Origin of the sequence: Neoroseomonas rubea (genome assembly GCF_016106015.1) — a bacterium.
In the GTDB taxonomy this organism is placed as follows: Bacteria; Pseudomonadota; Alphaproteobacteria; order Acetobacterales; family Acetobacteraceae; genus Neoroseomonas; species Neoroseomonas rubea.
The window spans coordinates 1-16100 of record NZ_JACADQ010000016.1 but is presented as its reverse complement, the minus strand read 5'-3'; the positions used below and the strand labels follow the sequence as shown (position 1 = coordinate 16100).

18 protein-coding genes are annotated in these 16100 nt (G+C 70.8%); 3 read left to right on the top strand and 15 right to left on the bottom strand.

Translation table 11 applies throughout. The features are described from left to right. Positions 1–11: 11 nt before the first annotated feature. The gene (locus tag HW577_RS03730) at positions 12–593 is read right to left on the bottom strand and encodes a peptidoglycan-binding domain-containing protein (RefSeq protein ID WP_232474662.1); all 582 of its coding nucleotides are present in this window, start codon (positions 591–593) and stop codon (positions 12–14) included. Positions 594–618: 25 nt separating this feature from the next. Here HW577_RS03730 and HW577_RS03725 point away from each other — a divergent pair, with 25 nt between their 5' ends. Then, positions 619–1206, top strand: coding sequence for a hypothetical protein (locus HW577_RS03725; protein WP_232474661.1), 588 nt, complete (start codon positions 619–621; stop codon positions 1204–1206). A gap of 157 nt (positions 1207–1363) precedes the next feature. On the opposite strand, the gene HW577_RS03720 is transcribed toward HW577_RS03725, so the two are convergent. The 7 genes from HW577_RS03720 to HW577_RS03690 are packed head-to-tail and all read right to left on the bottom strand — an operon-like array spanning position 1364 to position 7195. Further along, positions 1364–1807, bottom strand: a complete 444-nt coding sequence (locus HW577_RS03720; RefSeq protein WP_198374720.1) for a cupin domain-containing protein — start codon at positions 1805–1807, stop codon at positions 1364–1366. 14 nt (positions 1808–1821) lie between these two features. Continuing rightward, positions 1822–2523, bottom strand: a complete 702-nt coding sequence (locus tag HW577_RS03715; RefSeq protein WP_198374719.1) for an ABC transporter ATP-binding protein — start codon at positions 2521–2523, stop codon at positions 1822–1824. Continuing rightward, positions 2523–3275 (bottom strand): ABC transporter ATP-binding protein, encoded by a 753-nt coding sequence (locus HW577_RS03710; RefSeq protein WP_198374718.1) that lies wholly within the window; start codon positions 3273–3275, stop codon positions 2523–2525. Before HW577_RS03710 ends, HW577_RS03715 begins: the two co-directional genes overlap by 1 nt. Next, on the bottom strand, positions 3268–4194 hold the full coding sequence (locus HW577_RS03705; RefSeq protein WP_332837402.1) for a branched-chain amino acid ABC transporter permease: 927 nt from the start codon (positions 4192–4194) through the stop codon (positions 3268–3270). The genes HW577_RS03710 and HW577_RS03705 overlap by 8 nt, the downstream gene beginning before the upstream one ends. A gap of 5 nt (positions 4195–4199) precedes the next feature. Continuing rightward, positions 4200–5123, bottom strand: coding sequence for a branched-chain amino acid ABC transporter permease (locus HW577_RS03700; protein ID WP_332837401.1), 924 nt, complete (start codon positions 5121–5123; stop codon positions 4200–4202). Positions 5124–5148: 25 nt separating this feature from the next. Further along, positions 5149–6330, bottom strand: a complete 1182-nt coding sequence (locus tag HW577_RS03695) for an ABC transporter substrate-binding protein (protein ID WP_198374716.1) — start codon at positions 6328–6330, stop codon at positions 5149–5151. Between the two features lie 49 nt (positions 6331–6379). Further along, positions 6380–7195, bottom strand: a complete 816-nt coding sequence (locus HW577_RS03690; protein ID WP_232474660.1) for an alpha/beta hydrolase — start codon at positions 7193–7195, stop codon at positions 6380–6382. Positions 7196–7245: 50 nt separating this feature from the next. Here HW577_RS03690 and HW577_RS03685 point away from each other — a divergent pair, with 50 nt between their 5' ends. Beyond that, complete coding sequence (locus HW577_RS03685) at positions 7246–7800, top strand: nucleoside 2-deoxyribosyltransferase (RefSeq protein WP_198374714.1); 555 nt, start codon at positions 7246–7248, stop codon at positions 7798–7800. Positions 7801–7944: 144 nt separating this feature from the next. Here HW577_RS03685 and phoB read toward each other — a convergent pair whose 3' ends face one another. The 7 genes from phoB to HW577_RS03650 form a co-directional block, all read right to left on the bottom strand. Beyond that, a complete protein-coding gene (gene phoB, locus HW577_RS03680) occupies positions 7945–8661 on the bottom strand; it encodes a phosphate regulon transcriptional regulator PhoB (protein ID WP_198374713.1) in 717 nt (238 codons plus the stop codon). A 17-nt stretch (positions 8662–8678) separates the two neighbouring features. Then, the gene (gene phoU / locus HW577_RS03675) at positions 8679–9395 is read right to left on the bottom strand and encodes a phosphate signaling complex protein PhoU (protein ID WP_198374712.1); all 717 of its coding nucleotides are present in this window, start codon (positions 9393–9395) and stop codon (positions 8679–8681) included. Between the two features lie 20 nt (positions 9396–9415). Next, complete coding sequence (pstB, locus tag HW577_RS03670; protein WP_198374711.1) at positions 9416–10255, bottom strand: phosphate ABC transporter ATP-binding protein PstB; 840 nt, start codon at positions 10253–10255, stop codon at positions 9416–9418. Between the two features lie 17 nt (positions 10256–10272). After that, complete coding sequence (pstA, locus tag HW577_RS03665; RefSeq protein ID WP_198374710.1) at positions 10273–11166, bottom strand: phosphate ABC transporter permease PstA; 894 nt, start codon at positions 11164–11166, stop codon at positions 10273–10275. Between the two features lie 4 nt (positions 11167–11170). Then, positions 11171–12142 carry a phosphate ABC transporter permease subunit PstC gene (gene pstC, locus HW577_RS03660; protein ID WP_332837400.1) on the bottom strand — a complete coding sequence of 324 codons (972 nt, stop codon included), beginning with the start codon at positions 12140–12142 and terminating at the stop codon, positions 11171–11173. A 67-nt stretch (positions 12143–12209) separates the two neighbouring features. Further along, positions 12210–13229: a phosphate ABC transporter substrate-binding protein PstS gene (gene pstS / locus HW577_RS03655; RefSeq protein ID WP_198374708.1), complete on the bottom strand. Its 1020-nt coding sequence runs from the start codon at positions 13227–13229 to the stop codon at positions 12210–12212. A gap of 147 nt (positions 13230–13376) precedes the next feature. Further along, entirely contained in the window at positions 13377–14162 is a 786-nt protein-coding gene (locus HW577_RS03650; RefSeq protein WP_198374707.1) for an enoyl-CoA hydratase-related protein, read from the bottom strand. A 117-nt stretch (positions 14163–14279) separates the two neighbouring features. On the opposite strand from HW577_RS03650, the gene HW577_RS03645 reads away from it, so the two are divergent. After that, a complete protein-coding gene (locus HW577_RS03645; RefSeq protein ID WP_198374706.1) occupies positions 14280–15983 on the top strand; it encodes a gamma-glutamyltransferase family protein in 1704 nt (567 codons plus the stop codon). The last annotated feature ends 117 nt before the right edge of the window (positions 15984–16100 follow it).

The following is a 16100-nucleotide window of genomic DNA, read 5'->3' as shown; positions in this document are numbered from 1 at the left end:
CGCATCGGCCGCTACTGGAGCCGGTGCGGCGCCGCGGGGTTGTTCGGATCGAGGCCCAGCGCCTGCAAGGTCGATGGATTGACCTGGCCCGTCGCCTGCAAGCCGCGCCCCTGCTGGAAGCGCGCGATGGCGGCCTGGGTGCCGGGCCCCCAGAGGCCGTCGACCCCGCCGCGATAGAAGCCAAGCGACCGAAGGCGCTGCTGCACGTTCCGCACCGCGGCGGGACTCAGGATGTCCGGCATCGCCACGCCCGACGAAGCCGCCGCGGGCGGCTGCGCAGGCCGTGCCGCAAGCAACTCCCCGGGCGCGACGCCGAGCGTCGCTGCCGTGGCCTGGTTCAACTGCCCCGTGACCTGCAGGTTGCGCGTCTGCTGGAAGCGTTCCAGTGCCGCCTGGCTGTCCGGCCCCCAGATGCCGTCAGCCTGGCCCGGGTATACGCCCGCCTGCTGCAGCTTCTGCTGGATCAGGACGGTCGCGGCGGGCGAGAGCGCCTGCGTGTACAGCAGCACGGGCGGGGCCTGCGCATGGCTGGGCAGTGGCGCCATTGCCATGGTCAAGGTCAACCCGACCAGAAGCGCATATGGACGCTTCATCCGTTCCTCTCCCCACGACATGTCGTTGGCGAAGAACGCCGATGCCGCCCTCTGGTTGCATGGCGGCGCCCGTTCAACGTCTCCGGGGCTGATCGGCGGTCGGCGAGGATCCCTGCAGGCCGGGGTCGCGCAGCACGCTTTCGGGCAGCGCCGCCGGCCACGGCGCCTGCTGGCAGGCAAGGTGATCTGCGCGGGCCACGGGAACGGGGTCTGGGTGTTCGGCGAGGATGACCGCGGCTGCCGCGCCGCCCGGAACGGCGGTGCATGTCGCACCACCACCACCCGGGTCCGGCGGGCCGTCCTGGACGTCCGCGCGCTGCCGGCACTCGGGACGAAGCCGATGCGGCCCGACCTGTTTGGCGAGTTCCGCACGACCTTCATCGCGACGTGGAACCGTCTGGCCGCCGAGGCCTCCGCAGCGGCGCGGCGCGGTCGCGGGAACGGCAATCCGTCGAAGGCAAGCGCGCCGACCTGGGGCCTGCCGGCGGAAGTTGCGCGCGGCGCTGGATGGCGGGGTGGCCGAGGCTCCGCCCGCGCTGCGTCCCAACCTTGCGGGGGCCTATGCCGAGACGGTCGCCGCCCTCGTCGTCTCGCCGCCCAAAGGCCCGAGTGATCCGCCCGGCATCGAACGCACCGGCCCCCTCATCACCATGCCCACGGATGGCGGGGCAGACATCGCGCCACGCGATTCTGCCCTCACCTCATGTCGCGAACGATGGGTCCGCAGCACGGCGCGGATGGGACCGAGGGGAAGGTTCCCCCCGCATCCTTCAACCGGGCGGCGGCAGGAACTCCACCTCGTGCTCCGCAGCGATGCGGATGACCTCGGCCGGGTCCGGCACGTTGTGGATGCGCGTGAACAGCGTGTGCAGGCTGCGCGCGGGGCTGACCCAGAACAGCGCGCGCACGGGCGCGCCGGACTTGTTCCAGATGCCGTGCATGATGCCCATCGGCATCCGGATCAGGTCGCCCGCCTTGGCGACCACGGGCTGGCCATCCAGCACCAGGTCGAAGCGGCCTTCCAGCACGCGGATGAACTCGTCCTGCGTCGCGTGGATGTGCGGCGGCACGAAGGTCCCGTCGGGGAACAGCGTGTCGAAGGCGAAGCAGGACTCGCAGGATGCGACCGGCTTGTAGGTCTGGCCGAGGATGTTCCAGACGACGCCGTCGATGCCTTCGCCGGCGGGCGTGATGCCCGCGTTCAATGCGGCCATGATGTCAGCCTCCCTCACACATGCAGATAGGTGTCGCGCACTTCCGGCGCGGCGGAAAGGGCCTCGCTGGTGCCGGTCCAGACGACGCGGCCCTTCTCGATGACCACATGGCGGTCGGCGAGCCTGAGGATGGCGGCGAGGTTCTTGTCGATCAGCAGGATCGCCTGGCCCTCGGCGCGGAGGCGCGCGAGCACCGCCCAGATCTCGGCGCGGATCAGGGGGGCGAGGCCCTCGGTCGCCTCGTCCAGCACCAGCAGCCGCGGGTTCGTCATCAGGGCCCGGCCGATCGCCAGCATTTGCTGTTCGCCGCCCGACAGCCGCGCGCCGAGGTTGCGCCGCCGTTCGGCCAGGCGCGGGAACAGCGCGAGGACGGCATCGAGCGTCCAGCGCGGCGCGCCCCCGGCGCGGTTGGCGGCGGTTGCGACGAGGTTCTCCTCCACCGTCAGCGTCGGGAAGACCTGGCGGCCTTCCGGCACCAGGCCGATGCCGCGCTGGGCGATGCGGTAGGGCGGCAGGCCGGTCACGTCCCGCCCATCGAAGGCGATGCGGCCGGCGGCGGGCTTCAAAAGCCCCATGATGCTGCGCACCGTCGTCGTCTTGCCCATGCCGTTGCGGCCGAGCAGCGTCACGACCTCCCCCGCGCCGACGGCAAGGTCGATGCCGTGCAGCACACGGCTGCCGCCATAGCCGGCGACGAGGCCGTCCACCGCCAGCATCAGCCCTCATCCTCCCCGAGATAGGCGGCGCGCACGGCGGCGTCGCCGCGGATCTGGGCCACGGTGCCGGTGGCGATGACGCGGCCGTAGACAAGGACGGAGACGCGGTCGGCCAGCGCGAAGACCGCCTGCATGTCGTGCTCGACCAGCAGGATGGTGTAGGCGGATTTGAGCCGCGTCAGCAGCGCGATCAGCCGCTCCGTCTCCTCCGGCCCCGCCCCGGCGAGGGGTTCGTCGAGCAGCAGCAGACGCGGCTGCGTGGCCAGCGCGATGGCGAGTTCGAGTGCCCGCTTCTCCCCATGGCTGAGCGCGCCGGCGGGAATGGCGGCGCGGTCGGCGAGCCCGACCTCGGCCAGCGCCGCCATGGCCGCGTCGTTTGTCGCGCGTTCCGTGGCGGCGGGCCGGAGGAAGCGGAAGGAGGACCCGCTGCGTGCCTGCACGGCGAGGGCGACGTTCTCGAGCGCCGTGAAGCCCGCGACCACGCTCGTGATCTGGAAGGTGCGCGCCAGGCCCGCGCGCACGCGCCGTGCCAGGGACAGGCGCGTGATGTCCCGGCCCGCGAAGACCACGCGTCCGGAATCTGGCGCGACGATGCCGGTGACCTCGTGGATCAGCGTGGTCTTGCCCGCGCCGTTCGGGCCGATGACGGCGTGGATCTCGCCCGGCAGCACGTCGAGGCACACGCCGTCCGTCACGGCGAGCCCGCCGTAATGCTTGCGCAGGTCGACAAGGCGCAGCAGCGGTTCAGCCATGGCGGCGCGCCACCAGGCCCGAGAGGCCGCCGCGCAGGAACAGCACGGCGAGGATCAGCAGCGGGCCGAAGACGAGCTTCCAGTGCTGCATCTGCTGCGCGAGCCACGTCTCCAGCACCACGAAGACCAGCGCGCCGAGGATCGCCCCCCAGAGCCGCCCGACGCCGCCAAGGATGACCATGAAGAGCAGCTCGCCCGAGCGCTGCCAGGAGAGCGTGGCGGGGGAGACGAACTCGGTCGCGTTGGCCAGCAGGAAGCCCGCGGCGCCCGCGATCGCACCCGCGATGACATAGGCCAGAAGCCGGAAGGGGTAGGGCGAGAGGCCCACCGCCTCGACGCGCTGCGCATTCTCCCGCGCCGCGCGCAGCACGCGCCCGAAGCGGGAGGCGAGCAGCATCGCGCAGCCGCCCCAGGTGAGCGCCAGCGCGCCGAGGCAGATGTAATGGAAGGCGAGCCGGTCCTCGAGCAGCCGCGCGCCCCAGACCTCGGTGCGACTGTACATCGTGTAGCCGTCATCCCCGCCATAGGCGGCGAGCGAGGAGGCGGTGAAGAAGGCCATCTGCCCGAAGGCGAGCGTGATCATGATGAAATGCACGCCCGAGGTCCGGATCGAGATCGCGCCCGTGACCAGGGAGAACAGCGCCGCCGCGCCGATCGCCGCCGGCAGCACGCGTGCGGCATCCGTGACGCCATGCGCATCGAGGATCGCGACCGCATAGGCGCCGATGCCGAGGGACGCCGCATGGCCGAGGCTCGCCAGCCCCGCCCCGCCCACGAGGAAGGCGAGGGAGACGGCCGCCATGCCGAGGATCATGCCGCGCGCCATCAGCGTCGTCTCATAGGATCCGCCGAGCCCGACGAAGGGCGCCGCGCCGAGGGCGAGCAGCACGGCGAGCGGCAGCCAGGCCTCGCGCGCCACGGCGTTCAGCCCGCGCGGACGGGAAACAGGCCCGCCGGCCGGAAGGCGAGGATCGCCGCCATCGCAACATAGACGAGCATGGAGGCGAGCGCGGCCCCCGCCTGCCGCGCCGCGGACGCGTCGAGGAACAGCCGCATCAGGTCCGGCATCAGCGACTTGCCGAGCGTGTCGATCAGCCCGACCAGGAGTGCGGCCACGAAGGCCCCGCGGATCGAGCCGATGCCGCCGATGACGATGACGACGAAGGCGAGGATCAGGACGTTGTCGCCCATCCCCGGCTCGACCGAGAAGATCGGCCCGGCCAGCACGCCCGCGAAGCCGGCCAGCATGGCGCCGAAGGCGAAGACCATGGTGAAGAGCTGCCGCACATCGACGCCGAGGGCCGAGACCATCGCCGGGTTCGTCGCCCCCGCGCGCACCAGCATCCCCGCCCGCGTGCGTTCTACCAGCCACCACAACAACCCCGCCGTCGCGATGCCCGCGCCGAGCACGGCCACGCGATAGATCGGGTATTGCAGGCCGGGCATGATCTCGATGCCGCCCTCGAGCAGCGGCGGGATCGGCACCTGCAGCGGTGCCGCGCCCCAGACCACCTTCACGCCCTCGTTCAGCACCAGGATCACGCCGAAGGTCGCCAGCACCTGGGACAAATGGTCGCGGTCGTACAGGTGCCGGAACACCAGCAGTTCGAGCAGCAGCCCGGCCGCGAGCGCCGCGGGCAGGGCGAGCGCGAGCCCCAGCCAGAAGGACCCCGTCGCGGCCGCGAAGGCGGCGCCGAGATAGGCGCCGAGCATGTACTGCACGCCGTGGGCGAGGTTGATGAAGTCCATCACCCCGAACACCAGCGTCAGCCCCGCCGCAACGAGGAACAGCAGGACCCCGAGTTGCAGGCCGTTCAGCGCCTGCACCAGCAACAGCTGCGTGGTCACGCCCCGGACTTCGGCGCGCGACGCGTCAGCGCATCCGGCATTCGGCCGCCCAGGGGTCGACATCCGCCTGGAGCACGCGGCGCTCCGTCTCGGTCTGGAACTTCCCGTCCGGCCGGCGCGCGACCTTGAGCAGCCAGAAATCCTGCACCGGGTAGTGATTCACGCCGAAGCGGAAGGGCCCGCGGACCGAGCGGAAATCGGCCGCGCGGATCGCCGCGCGCAGTGCGTCCTTGTCGCGCAGGTTGCCGCCGACCTTGCGGATCGCGCTGTCGAGCAGCATCGCCCCGTCATAGGACTGCGCGGCGTAGGAGGCGGGGACGTAGTTGAACTGCGCCTCGAAGTCGCGAACGAAACGGCGGTTCTGCTCGTTGTCCATGTTCGGCGCCCAGGAGGCGGCGGAGAAGAAGCCGAGGGCGGCTTCGCCCTGCGCGGGCAGCGTCGCCTCGTCCACCGTGAAGGTGGACAGGAAGGGGATGTTCGCGAGCCCGGCCTGGCGGTACTGCCGCACCAGGTTCACGCCGAGCCCGCCCGGCATGAAGGTGAAGATGGCATCGGGGCGCGCGGCGGCGATCTTCGCCAGCTCGGCCGAGAAATCGAGCTGCGTCAGCGGCACGTACACCTCGTCGACCACCTGGCCCTTGAAGCGGGACTTGAAGCCGGCGACCGCATCGCGGCCGGCCTGGTAGTTCGGCACCATCACGAAGACGCGGCGATAGCCCGCATCCTCGCAGGCCTGTCCGATGACCGAATGGACTTGGTCATTGTTGTAGGAGGTGGTGAAGAAGAACGGGTTGCAGCCACGCCCGGCGAAGGTGGACGGGCCTGCATTCGTGCTGATCAGGAAGGTGTTCGCCTCCGTCACCGGCCGGATGATCGCCTGCAGGATGTTCGAGAAGACGACGCCGACGACGAAGTCGACGCGGTCGCGCTCGAGCGCCGCGCGCACCTTCGTCACCGCGACTTCGGGGCGCAGTTCGTCGTCGATGTGCACGACCTCGGTCGTCAGCCCGCCGAGCTTGCCGTCGAGGTGCCGCAGTCCCTGGAGGAAGCCGTCGCGCAGCTGGGTGCCGAGGGCCGCCTGCGGGCCGGTCTGCACCGCCACCAGGCCGATCTTCACGCCGCCGGCGGGCTGCGCATGCAGGATGGCCGGCGCGGCCAGCAAGCCCGTGGTGCCGCCCAGAAGCAGGCGCCGTGCGATCCCGGTCATGGAAGCTCCCCCGTATGTTCGGATTCCGGCCCCTGTTAAGCGCGAAGCGTCACAGGGACGCAAGACGGGCCGCCATTTCCGCCGCGCGGGCGGTCAGCGGGTGATCCGGGTCGGTGAGGGGGTCGAGGACCGTGAAGTGGTTCGCCCCGGGGATTTCCTCCGCCGTCCCGCCCCAGGCGTCGGCGAAGTCCCGGCTCTGGCGGCGGAACTCGTCGCTTTCGGCGCCGCCCACCACGGCATGCAGCGGCAGGCCGGGGGAGGGCAACAGGCGGGGCGAGAGCGCCCGCGCCTCCTCCCGTGACAGTTGCAGGGCGCGGGCGATGCTGGTGGGCAGCAGCGGTTCGAGTTCGAAGACGCCCGAGATCGGCAGGGCCGCGGGCACCACGTCCGTCCCGAGCGCCGCGTCGAGCGCCGGCCAGTCGGTGGCGAGCAGCATGGCGGCGAGATGCCCGCCCGCCGAATGCCCGGTGGCGAGGATGCGCTGCCGTGCGCCGAGGTAGAGCGACGCCGCGCAGCGCCGCAACTGCGCGACGATGGTCGCGAGGCTGACCTCGGGACAGAGCCCGTAGGAGGGCACGGCGACCGCCACGCCGCGCAGCAGCATCCCCCGCGCGAAGTGGCTGACCGCCTTTCGGTCCAGCGCCTGCCAGTATCCGCCATGGATGAAGAGCGCGAGCGGGCAGGGCCCCTCGGCCTCGGGCAGGAACAGGTCGAGCGCCTCGCGCTCGGTCTCGCCATAGGCGACATCCAGCCGCGCGCGCGGCCAGGCGGCCCGGAACGCCGCGGCATCGGCGATCCAGCGCGCGAGGATGGCGCCGCTGTCCGGCACCCGCGCCCGGTTGTTGTATTCGGCTTCCGCGTCCATGTGCCGCATTGCGCATGGCCTCGTGCCGGCGCGCAAGGCAGGATGGGGCGATGCGGGTCTACCTGGCCGGACCGGAGGTGTTCCTGCCCGACGCGCTCGAGGTCGCGGCGGCGAAGAAGCGCGTCTGCGCGGCGCATGGGCTGGAAGGCGTCTTTCCGCTCGACCCGCCGCCGGTCGCGGTGCCGGCGGACCGGCCCTACTGGATGCGCATCTACCTGGGCAACGAGGCGCATATCCGCTCCTGCGGCGCGCTCATCGCCAACCTCACGCCCTTCCGCGGGCCGTCGGCCGATGCGGGGACGGTGTTTGAACTCGGCTTCATGCGCGCGCTCGGCCGGCCGGTCGCGGGCTATTCCAATGCGGGGGGGGATTTCCTCGACCGCACCCGCGCCTTCATCGGCACCGCGGCGCGCCTGCGCGCCGATGGCGGGTGGGAGGATGCCGAGGCCATGGGCCTCGAGGATTTCGGCCTGGCCGACAACCTGATGGTCGATGGCGGCATCGCGGCCGCGGGCGGCGTGCTCGAGCGGCAGGACGCGCCGGGCGACCGCTGGCGCGACCTCGCCGCCTTCGAGCGCTGCTGCGCCTGGATCGCGCGGCGCTGACGGGCGGGCGGATCGTGCCGATGCACGATCCGGGAGCGCAAAGCGCGACCGCGCCCAGACCATCAGCCGTTCCTGGCGCGGCCGTGCAGGGCGCGAAAGCCAAGCTGCCGGAGGCGGCGCCCGGCGTCTGAGGGCAAGAAAGGCTCAGTGCCCTTCCGCGTCCAGCGCGTAGCCGGCCGAGCGCACCGTCCGGATCAGGTCGACCTCGTCCGGCCCGTTGATGGCCTTGCGCAGGCGGCGGATATGCACGTCGACGGTGCGCGGCTCGACATGGATGTCGCGCCCCCAGACCGCGTCGAGCAGCTGTTCGCGCGTGAAGACGCGCCCCGGATGCTGAAGGAAGAATTCCAGCAGCCGGTACTCGGTCGGGCCCAGATGCAGCGCGCGCCCGTTGCGCGTCACGCGGTGCGCGTCCTGGTCCATGCTGAGGTCGCGGTAGGAGATCGCGCCCTTGGTCGCCGCACCGCCGGATCGCCGCAGAAGGGCGCGGATGCGCGCGAGCAGCGCGTCCATCGCGAAGGGCTTGGCGATGTAGTCGTCGGCACCCGTGTCCAGCGCGCGGACCGCGTCCTGGTCCTCGGTGCGCGCCGTGACCATGATGATGGGCAGGTCGCGCGTGCCGGGGCGGCGGCGCAGCTGGCGGCAGACCTCGATGCCCGAGAGCGCGGGCAGCATCCAGTCGAGCAGCACGAGGTCGGGCCGCGCCTCGGAGACGCGCAGCAGCGCCTCCTGCCCGTCAGCGGCTTCCTCGACCCGGAAGCCCTGCTTTTCCAGGTTGTAGCGCAGCAGCGTCAGCAGCGGCGCCTCGTCCTCCACCACGAGGATGGTGGGCTTGGCGAGCGAGGAATAGGCTTCTGCCATGGCGGGCTCCCTGCTGCCTATTCGCCGGCCGGGCGGACCACGGCGAAGGCGGATTCGTCGGCCTTCGGGCGGTCGTCCGGCAGGCTGTCGCCGAGCACGGCGTAGTGGATGCGCTCGGCGATGTTGGTGGTGTGGTCGCCGATGCGCTCGAGGTTCTTGGCGATGAACAGCATGTGGGTGGCCGCGGTGATGTTGCGCGGATCCTCCATCATGAAGGTCAGCAACTCGCGGAAGATGCCGTTGTAGATGGCATCGACCGGCTCGTCCGCCTCCCACACCCGGCGCGCGGCCTCGGCGTCGTTCGCCACGAAGGCGTCCATCGCGGCCTTGAGGTTCTCCTGCACCAGCTGCGCCATCCGCTCGAAGCCGGCGAGGCTGCCGATGGAGGGCAGGGAGGCGAGCACGATCGCCCGCTTGGCCGCGTTGCGCGCGTAGTCGCCGATGCGTTCCAGGTCGTTCGAGGCCTTCATCGCGCCGATGATGACGCGCAGGTCCTGCGCCATGGGCTGGCGCAGCGCGATGAGCCGCACGCAGAAGGCCTCGATCTCGCGCTCCAGCTGGTCGATCTGGACGTCGCGCTGCACCACCTCGGAGGCGAGCGCGGTGTCACGGCGCACCAGCGCGCGCGTCGCGTCCGCCACCTGGCGTTCCGCGAGGCCGCCCATGCGCGCCGTCATGTCGCGAAGGCGCCGGAGGTCCTCGTCGTAGCTGCGAACGATGTGTTCGGTCGGCATGGTCCTGGTCCCTCCGCCGCTCAGCCGAACCGGCCGGTGATGTATTCCTGGGTCTTGGGGTGCTTCGGCGCGGTGAACATCTGCGCCGCCGGCGCCACCTCGATCAGCTCGCCCAGGTAGAAGAAGGCGACCTGGTCGGCGCAGCGGGCGGCCTGCTGCATGTTGTGGGTTACGATCACGATGGTGAAGTCGCGCTTCAGCTCGTCGATCAGCTCCTCGATCTTGAGCGTGCTGATCGGGTCGAGTGCGGAGGTCGGCTCGTCGAACAGGATCACCTCCGGCCGCACCGCGATGGTGCGCGCGATGCACAGGCGCTGCTGCTGACCGCCCGACAGGCCGAGCGCGCTGCTGTCCAGCCGGTCCTTCACCTCGTCCCAGATGGCGGCGCGCGACAGCGCCCATTCCACCCGCTCGTCCATCTGCGACTTCGACATCTTCTCGTGCAGGCGGACGCCGAAGGCGATGTTCTCGTAGATCGTCATGGGGAAGGGGGTGGGCTTCTGGAACACCATCCCGATCTTGGCGCGCAGCGCGTTCAGGTCGGCATCGGGCGCGATGACGTTCTGCCCGTCCAGCATCACCTCCCCCGTCGCGCGCTGGCCGGGGTAGAGGCTGTACATGCGGTTCAGCACCCGCAGCAGCGTCGACTTGCCGCAGCCCGAGGGCCCGATCATGCCGGTGACCTGCCGGTCGGGGATGTCGAAGTCGATCCCCTTCAGCGCGCGGTTCTCGCCGTAGAAGAAGTCGAGGTTCCGGATGGCGATGCGCGGCGCGTTCAGCGTGGCGCCCGAGCGTGCCTGCACGCCGCCGAAGCTCTGTCGCGGGGCCTCGATCGTCCCGTTCTCGGTGCTGGTGGACATCGCGTCCTTCCTTCCGGTCACTTGCGGGCGCGCAGCAGGCTGCGCGCGAGGATGTTGAGAAGCAGCACGCTCAGCGTGATCAGCAGCGCGCCCGCCCAGGCGAGTGCGATCCAGTCCTCGAAGGGGGAGCCGGCGAAGGAATAGATCGTCACCGGCAGGCTCGACATCGGCTTCGACAGGTCGGTCGACCAGGTGTTGTTGCCGAGCGAGGTGAAGAGCAGCGGCGCCGTCTCCCCCGCCACGCGGGCGACCGCGAGCAGGATGCCGGTGATGATGCCGGACATGGCCGACTTCCAGCACACGAAGACGATCATCTTCCACTTGGGCGACCCCAGGCCAATCACTGCTTCCCGCAGCGTGTTGGGGATCAGCTGGAGCATGTCCTCGGTCGTGCGCACCACGACCGGGATGACGATGATGGCGAGTGCGGCGACACCCGCCCAGCCGGAGAAGCCGCCGAAGGGCAGCACCAGGATCTGGTAGACGAAGAGCCCGACCAGGATCGAGGGGGCGGAAAGCAGGATGTCCGAGACGAAGCGCACCATGTTCCCGAAGCGGGACTCACGCGCGTATTCTGCCAGGTAGGTGCCGACCAGCATGCCGATCGGCGTGCCGATGGCCGTGCCCAGCACGGCCTGGATCAGGCTGCCGACGATCGCGTTGAGCAACCCGCCTTCCGAGCCCGGCGGCGCCGTCACATGGGTGAAGACGCGCAGGCTCATCGCCTCGAAGCCGCGGTAGAACAGCGTCGCCAGGATCGAGGCGAGGAAGACCAGCCCGACCAGCGTGGCCAGCACGCACAGCGTGCGGACGATCAGGTCGGCGCGCTTGCGCCGGCGGCCGAGGGCGAGGGCCACCTCGGGGTCCTTGCGCGGGCCGGGCACCGCGCCGGCGGACAGCGTGATGCTCATGGGATCAGGCCTTCAGCCGGGAGCGCAGCAGGTAGCGCGAGGTGGCGAGCACGACGAACGACAGCACGAAGAGGATGAAGCCGAGCGCGAGCAGCGAGGCGAGCTTGAGGCTGCCTTCCTGGCTCTCCCCGAATTCGAGCGCGACGAGCGAGGCGATGGTGTTGCCCGGCCCGAAGAGGCTCGTGCTGATGCGGTTCGCGTTGCCGATCACGAATGTGACCGCCATCGTCTCGCCCAGCGCGCGGCCCAGGCCCAGCATGATGCCGCCGACCACGGAGACGCGGGTGTAGGGGATGACGACACCCTTCATCACCTCCCAGGTCGTCGCACCCAGGCCATAGGCGCTCTCCTTGTAGACCGGGGGCACCTGCTCGAACACGTCGCGCATGGTCGCGGCGATGAAGGGCAGGATCATGATCGCGAGGATGAAGGAGGCGGTGAAGATGCCCGTCCCGAAAGGCGCACCCTGGAACAGGAAGCCCACCCCCGGCACTTCGCCGAGCGTGTCGATCAGCGTCGGCTGGATGTGGGTCGCGAAGGCCGGGACGATGACGAAGAAGCCCCACATGCCGTAGATGATCGACGGCACGGCGGCCAGCAGCTCGATGGCCGTGCCGACCGGCCGGCGTAGCCACACGGGTGCGAGTTCCGTGAGGTAGAAGGCGATGCCGAAGGCGAGCGGCACGGCCAGCACGATCGACAGCAGCGCGGTCACGATGGTGCCGTAGATCGACACGCCCGCGCCGAACACCTCCTGCACAGGATCCCAGTCCGTCGAGGTGATGAAGCCGAGCCCGAAGGCCCGGAAGGCGGGCAGGCCGGCGATGAACAGCTCGACGATGATCGCGCCCAGCAGCAGCAGGACGAAGATCCCGGCGCCCCTGCAGGCCCATTCGAAGATGGTGTCGCCGAGATTTCCCGCGCCGCGCGCCGCGCGCGTGGGGGGCGGGGGAGAGGCTGTCGCGGCCTGGCTCACGCTGTGTCTGCCCGTCAGGAGGAAGAAGAAGGGGCCCGGCATCCCGCCGAGCCCCCTGTCCGGTCGATCAGGCGCCGAACTGGCGGCTCCAGGCGGCGCGGACCGCGTCCTTGGTGGCCTGCGGCAGGGGGATGTATTCCAACTCCTGCGCGAGCCGGTCGCCATCCTTGAAGGCCCAGTCGAAGAAGCGGCGCACATTGGCGCTGCGCGCCGCATCCGTCGGGTTGGTCGGCAGCAGGATGAAGGTCGGCGCCACGATCGGCCAGGACTTCGCCCCGGGCGTGTTCACGATGTTGGCGGCGAAGCCCGGCACGGACCAGTCGGCCGCACCGGCGGCGGCCATGAAGGTCTCGTGTTCCGGCTTCACGAAGTTGCCGTCCTTGTTCTGGATCTGCGTCGTCACCAGGCGGTTGGTGATGGCGTAGGCGTTCTCGACATAGCCGATCGCGCCGCGCACCTGGCGCACGGTGCCGGCCACGCCCTCATTGCCGCGCGCGCCGGTGCCGGCGGGGAAGCGGACGGAGGTGCCTACGCCCACGCGCGTCTTCCACTCCTCGGACACGTCGGCGAGGTAGGACGCCCAGACGAAGGTCGTCCCCGACCCGTCGGCGCGATAGGCCGGCGCGATCGCGAGGTTCGGCAGGTTCACGCCGGCATTGATCGCGACGATGCGCGGGTCGTTCCAGCGCGTGATCTTGCCGAGGTAGATGTCGGCGAGGATCGGGCCGGTCAGCTTGAGCTGGTCGTTCTCGATGCCCGGGATGTTCACGATGGCGACGAGCGAACCCATCACCGTCGGGAACTGCAGCAGGTTGCCATCGGTCAGTTGCTGGGCGTTCAGCGGCGCGTCGGTCGCGCCGAAATCCACCGTCCGGTTGCGGATCTGGTTGATGCCGGCGCCCGAGCCGACGGACTGGTAGTTCACCTGGACATTGATCGCCGAGCGGGCCGCCTCGGCCCACTTCTGGTAGACCGGGTTGGGGAAGGTCGCGCCCGCGCCCGTGATCTGGCCGCCCTGGGCCCGCGCGCCGAAGGCCGGCAGGATCAGCGCCGCACCGGCACCGAGAAGGATGGACCGCCTGTTCACAGCGTCTCTCCGTATTGTTGTCCTCGCCGCCCCGGTCGGAGCGGCGTCGGGGCGGCTTCTAGGCGCCGGGAAAGTCGCTCGGATTGCAGTTTGATGAAACTTCGATGACATGGTTGCGGACAAGAATCGCGCTTGTCCGCCCAGTCCCTAGCGATACCAGCCTGGCCGGCGCTTTTCCCGGAACGCCGCGAGCCCCTCCCGCCCCTCGGCCGAAGCCCGCTGCATCCAGGATTCATGCGCCAGCAGCGACATCTCCCGCGCGCTCAGCTTAAGCCCCGTGGCGCCCAGGAACGAGTCCTTCGTCATGGCGATGGCGGTGGGGGAGGAGAGCATGGTCTGGTCGATGATCTCGGCCAGCCGCGCATCGGCCTGCCCGGCCGCGACCACCTCATGCACCAGGCCGATGCGCAGCGCTTCCTCGGCGCCGAATCGTTCCCCGGTCAGGGCGTAGCGGCGCGTGTGGCGCAGGCCCATGGCATGGACCATGTGCGTACTGATGGGCGTCGGCGCGACGCCGACCCGCACCTCGGTCAGGCCGAAGATCGCCTCCGGCGTCGCGATCGCGACATCGACGCAGCAGACCACGCCGCAGCCGCCGCCGAAGCAGGCGCCATGGACCAGGGCGAAGGTGGGCTTGGGAAATTCGTTCAGCTTCTGCATCGCCGTGGTCGTCGCCATCGAGGCCGCATAGGCCTTTTCGGGCCCGTAGGTCGCGGCCCTGGCCAGCCAGTCGAGGTCGGCGCCGGCCTGGAAATGCTTGCCCGCGCCGCGGATGACCAGCGCTCGCACCGCCGGATCGTCCCGCAGCCGGTCCAGACCCGCGATCAGCGCGCCGAGCAGGTCCTCGTCATAGGCATTGCCCTTGGCCGGCTTGTTCAGCGTGGCGGTGGCGATGCCGCGCGAATCGACGGACAGCAGGACGGGATCGGACATGGTGGGTCTCCTTTCGGGGTGCCGCATCCTCCGTCCCGGCCCGGCGGGCGCCAAGCCGCCGTTGACGCATGGCCGCGCCGCGCGGAAGGCTGGCCCCGCACGCGAAGGATGCCGCCCATGTTCGCCACCCGCCCGACCCTGTCCGGCCCGCGCCACGCCGTCTCGGCCGGCCACTACCTGGCCTCGACCGCCGCCATCGCGGTGCTGGAGGCCGGCGGCAACGCGATCGACGCGGGCTGCGCCGCCGGCGTCGCGCTCGGCGTGCTGCTGCCGGACCTCGTGAATGTCGCCGGCGTCGCGCCGATCATGATCCGCATGGCCGACGGCACGGTCGAGACCATCGCCGGCCTCGGCCACTGGCCGCGCGCCCTGCCGCCCGATGTCTTCATGCGCGAACATGGCGGGCGCATCCCGAACGGCGTGCGCCGCACCGTCGTGCCCGCGGCCCCCGATGCCTGGATCACCGCGCTGGAACGCCACGGCACCATGGGCTTCGGCGATGTCGCGCAATTCGCGATCCGCTACGCCGGCGAAGGCTTTGCCGTCTATCCGCTGCTGGCCGAGACCGTCGCCGCCCATCGCGACGAATACGCGCAATACCCGTCCAACGCCGCGATCTTCCTCCCCGGCGGGCAGCCGCCCAGGGTGGGCGAGCGCTTCGTGCAGGCCGACCTCGCCCGCACGCTGACCTACATGGTCGAGGAGGAACGCCGCGCCACGGCGACCGGCGGACGCATGGCCGGCCTCGCCGCCGCGCACGCCGCCTTCTACCGCGGCGACATCGCGCGGGAGATCGTCCGCTTCATCCAGGCCGAGGAGGGGTTTCTGTCCATGGACGACCTCGCCGGCTACCGCTCGCGCCTCGAACCCGCGGTCGCGCGCGCCTGGCGGGGGCACCAGCTGCTGACCTGCGGCCCCTGGTGCCAGGGGCCGGCGCTCGCCCAGGCGCTGTTGCTGATGGAACGCGCCGGCTTCGACGGCATGGCGCACAACGCGCCCGACTACCTGCACCTGCTGGTCGAATGCGTGAAGGCGGCGATGGCGGACCGCGAATATCATTTCGGCGATCCGCGCTTCACGACGGTGCCGCTCGAGGAACTGCTCTCCCCCGCGCATCTCGACGCGCGGCTCAGCCAGATCGACCCGGCGCGCGCGCATCCGTCCATGTATCCGCCGCTGCTCGGGCAGGGGACGCCGGCCGATGGCCCGCAGCGCGCCGACCTGCCGAAGGTGGAGGCCGACACCTCCTACGTCGCGGTGGTGGATCGCTGGGGCAACGCCTTCTCCGCCACGCCGTCGGACGGGTCCTGGAACTCGCCCGTGGTGCCGGGGCTGGGCCTCATCCCGTCCAACCGCGGCAGCCAGTCGCGGCCCGACCCGGCGCATCCCTCCGGCGTCGCGCCCGGCAAGCGGCCGCGCCTAACGCCCAACCCGGCGATGCTGGTCACCGAGGATGGCGGCGTCATGCCCTTCGGCACGCCGGGCGGGGACGTGCAGATCCAGGCGATGCTACAGGTGATGCTGAACGTCTTCCATTTCGGCATGGAACTGCAGGAGGCGATCGAGGCGCCGCGCGTCGCCTCCTACGCCTTCCCCTCCTCCTTCGCGCCCTTCGACTATTTCCCCGCCCGCGTCGCGGTGGAATCGCGCATCCCCCGCGCGACGCGCGACGCGCTCGCCGCGCGCGGGCATGAGGTGAAGGACTGGCCCGATATCACGTGGCTCGCCGGCAGCGTGGAGGCGGTGCTCTCCGACCCGAAGGCCGGCCTGGTGCGCGCAGGGGCCGATCCGCGCCGCCCGGCCTACGCCATCGCCGGGTGAATGCCGCGGCGCTGATCGCGGCCGCCACCGCGCATCAGCGGGACGGCCGGCCGGGACCGGCGGCGGAAGCCTTCGCCGCCGCGCTCGCCGCCGGGGCGGAGGCGCCGGAACTGCACA

Excerpts from the sequence above, each read along its gene's own strand:
- HW577_RS03730 (WP_232474662.1), bottom strand. The coding sequence starts at position 593 with ATGAAGCGTCCATATGCGCTTCTGGTCGGGTTGACCTTGACCATGGCA.
- HW577_RS03720 (WP_198374720.1), bottom strand. The coding sequence starts at position 1,807 with ATGGCCGCATTGAACGCGGGCATCACGCCCGCCGGCGAAGGCATCGAC.
- HW577_RS03715 (WP_198374719.1), bottom strand. The coding sequence starts at position 2,523 with ATGCTGGCGGTGGACGGCCTCGTCGCCGGCTATGGCGGCAGCCGTGTG.
- HW577_RS03710 (WP_198374718.1), bottom strand. The coding sequence starts at position 3,275 with ATGGCTGAACCGCTGCTGCGCCTTGTCGACCTGCGCAAGCATTACGGC.
- HW577_RS03695 (WP_198374716.1), bottom strand. The coding sequence starts at position 6,330 with ATGACCGGGATCGCACGGCGCCTGCTTCTGGGCGGCACCACGGGCTTG.
- HW577_RS03690 (WP_232474660.1), bottom strand. The coding sequence starts at position 7,195 with ATGGACGCGGAAGCCGAATACAACAACCGGGCGCGGGTGCCGGACAGC.
- HW577_RS03685 (WP_198374714.1), top strand. The coding sequence starts at position 7,246 with ATGCGGGTCTACCTGGCCGGACCGGAGGTGTTCCTGCCCGACGCGCTC.
- phoB (WP_198374713.1), bottom strand. The coding sequence starts at position 8,661 with ATGGCAGAAGCCTATTCCTCGCTCGCCAAGCCCACCATCCTCGTGGTG.
- phoU (WP_198374712.1), bottom strand. The coding sequence starts at position 9,395 with ATGCCGACCGAACACATCGTTCGCAGCTACGACGAGGACCTCCGGCGC.
- pstB (WP_198374711.1), bottom strand. The coding sequence starts at position 10,255 with ATGTCCACCAGCACCGAGAACGGGACGATCGAGGCCCCGCGACAGAGC.
- pstA (WP_198374710.1), bottom strand. The coding sequence starts at position 11,166 with ATGAGCATCACGCTGTCCGCCGGCGCGGTGCCCGGCCCGCGCAAGGAC.
- HW577_RS03650 (WP_198374707.1), bottom strand. The coding sequence starts at position 14,162 with ATGTCCGATCCCGTCCTGCTGTCCGTCGATTCGCGCGGCATCGCCACC.
- HW577_RS03645 (WP_198374706.1), top strand. The coding sequence starts at position 14,280 with ATGTTCGCCACCCGCCCGACCCTGTCCGGCCCGCGCCACGCCGTCTCG.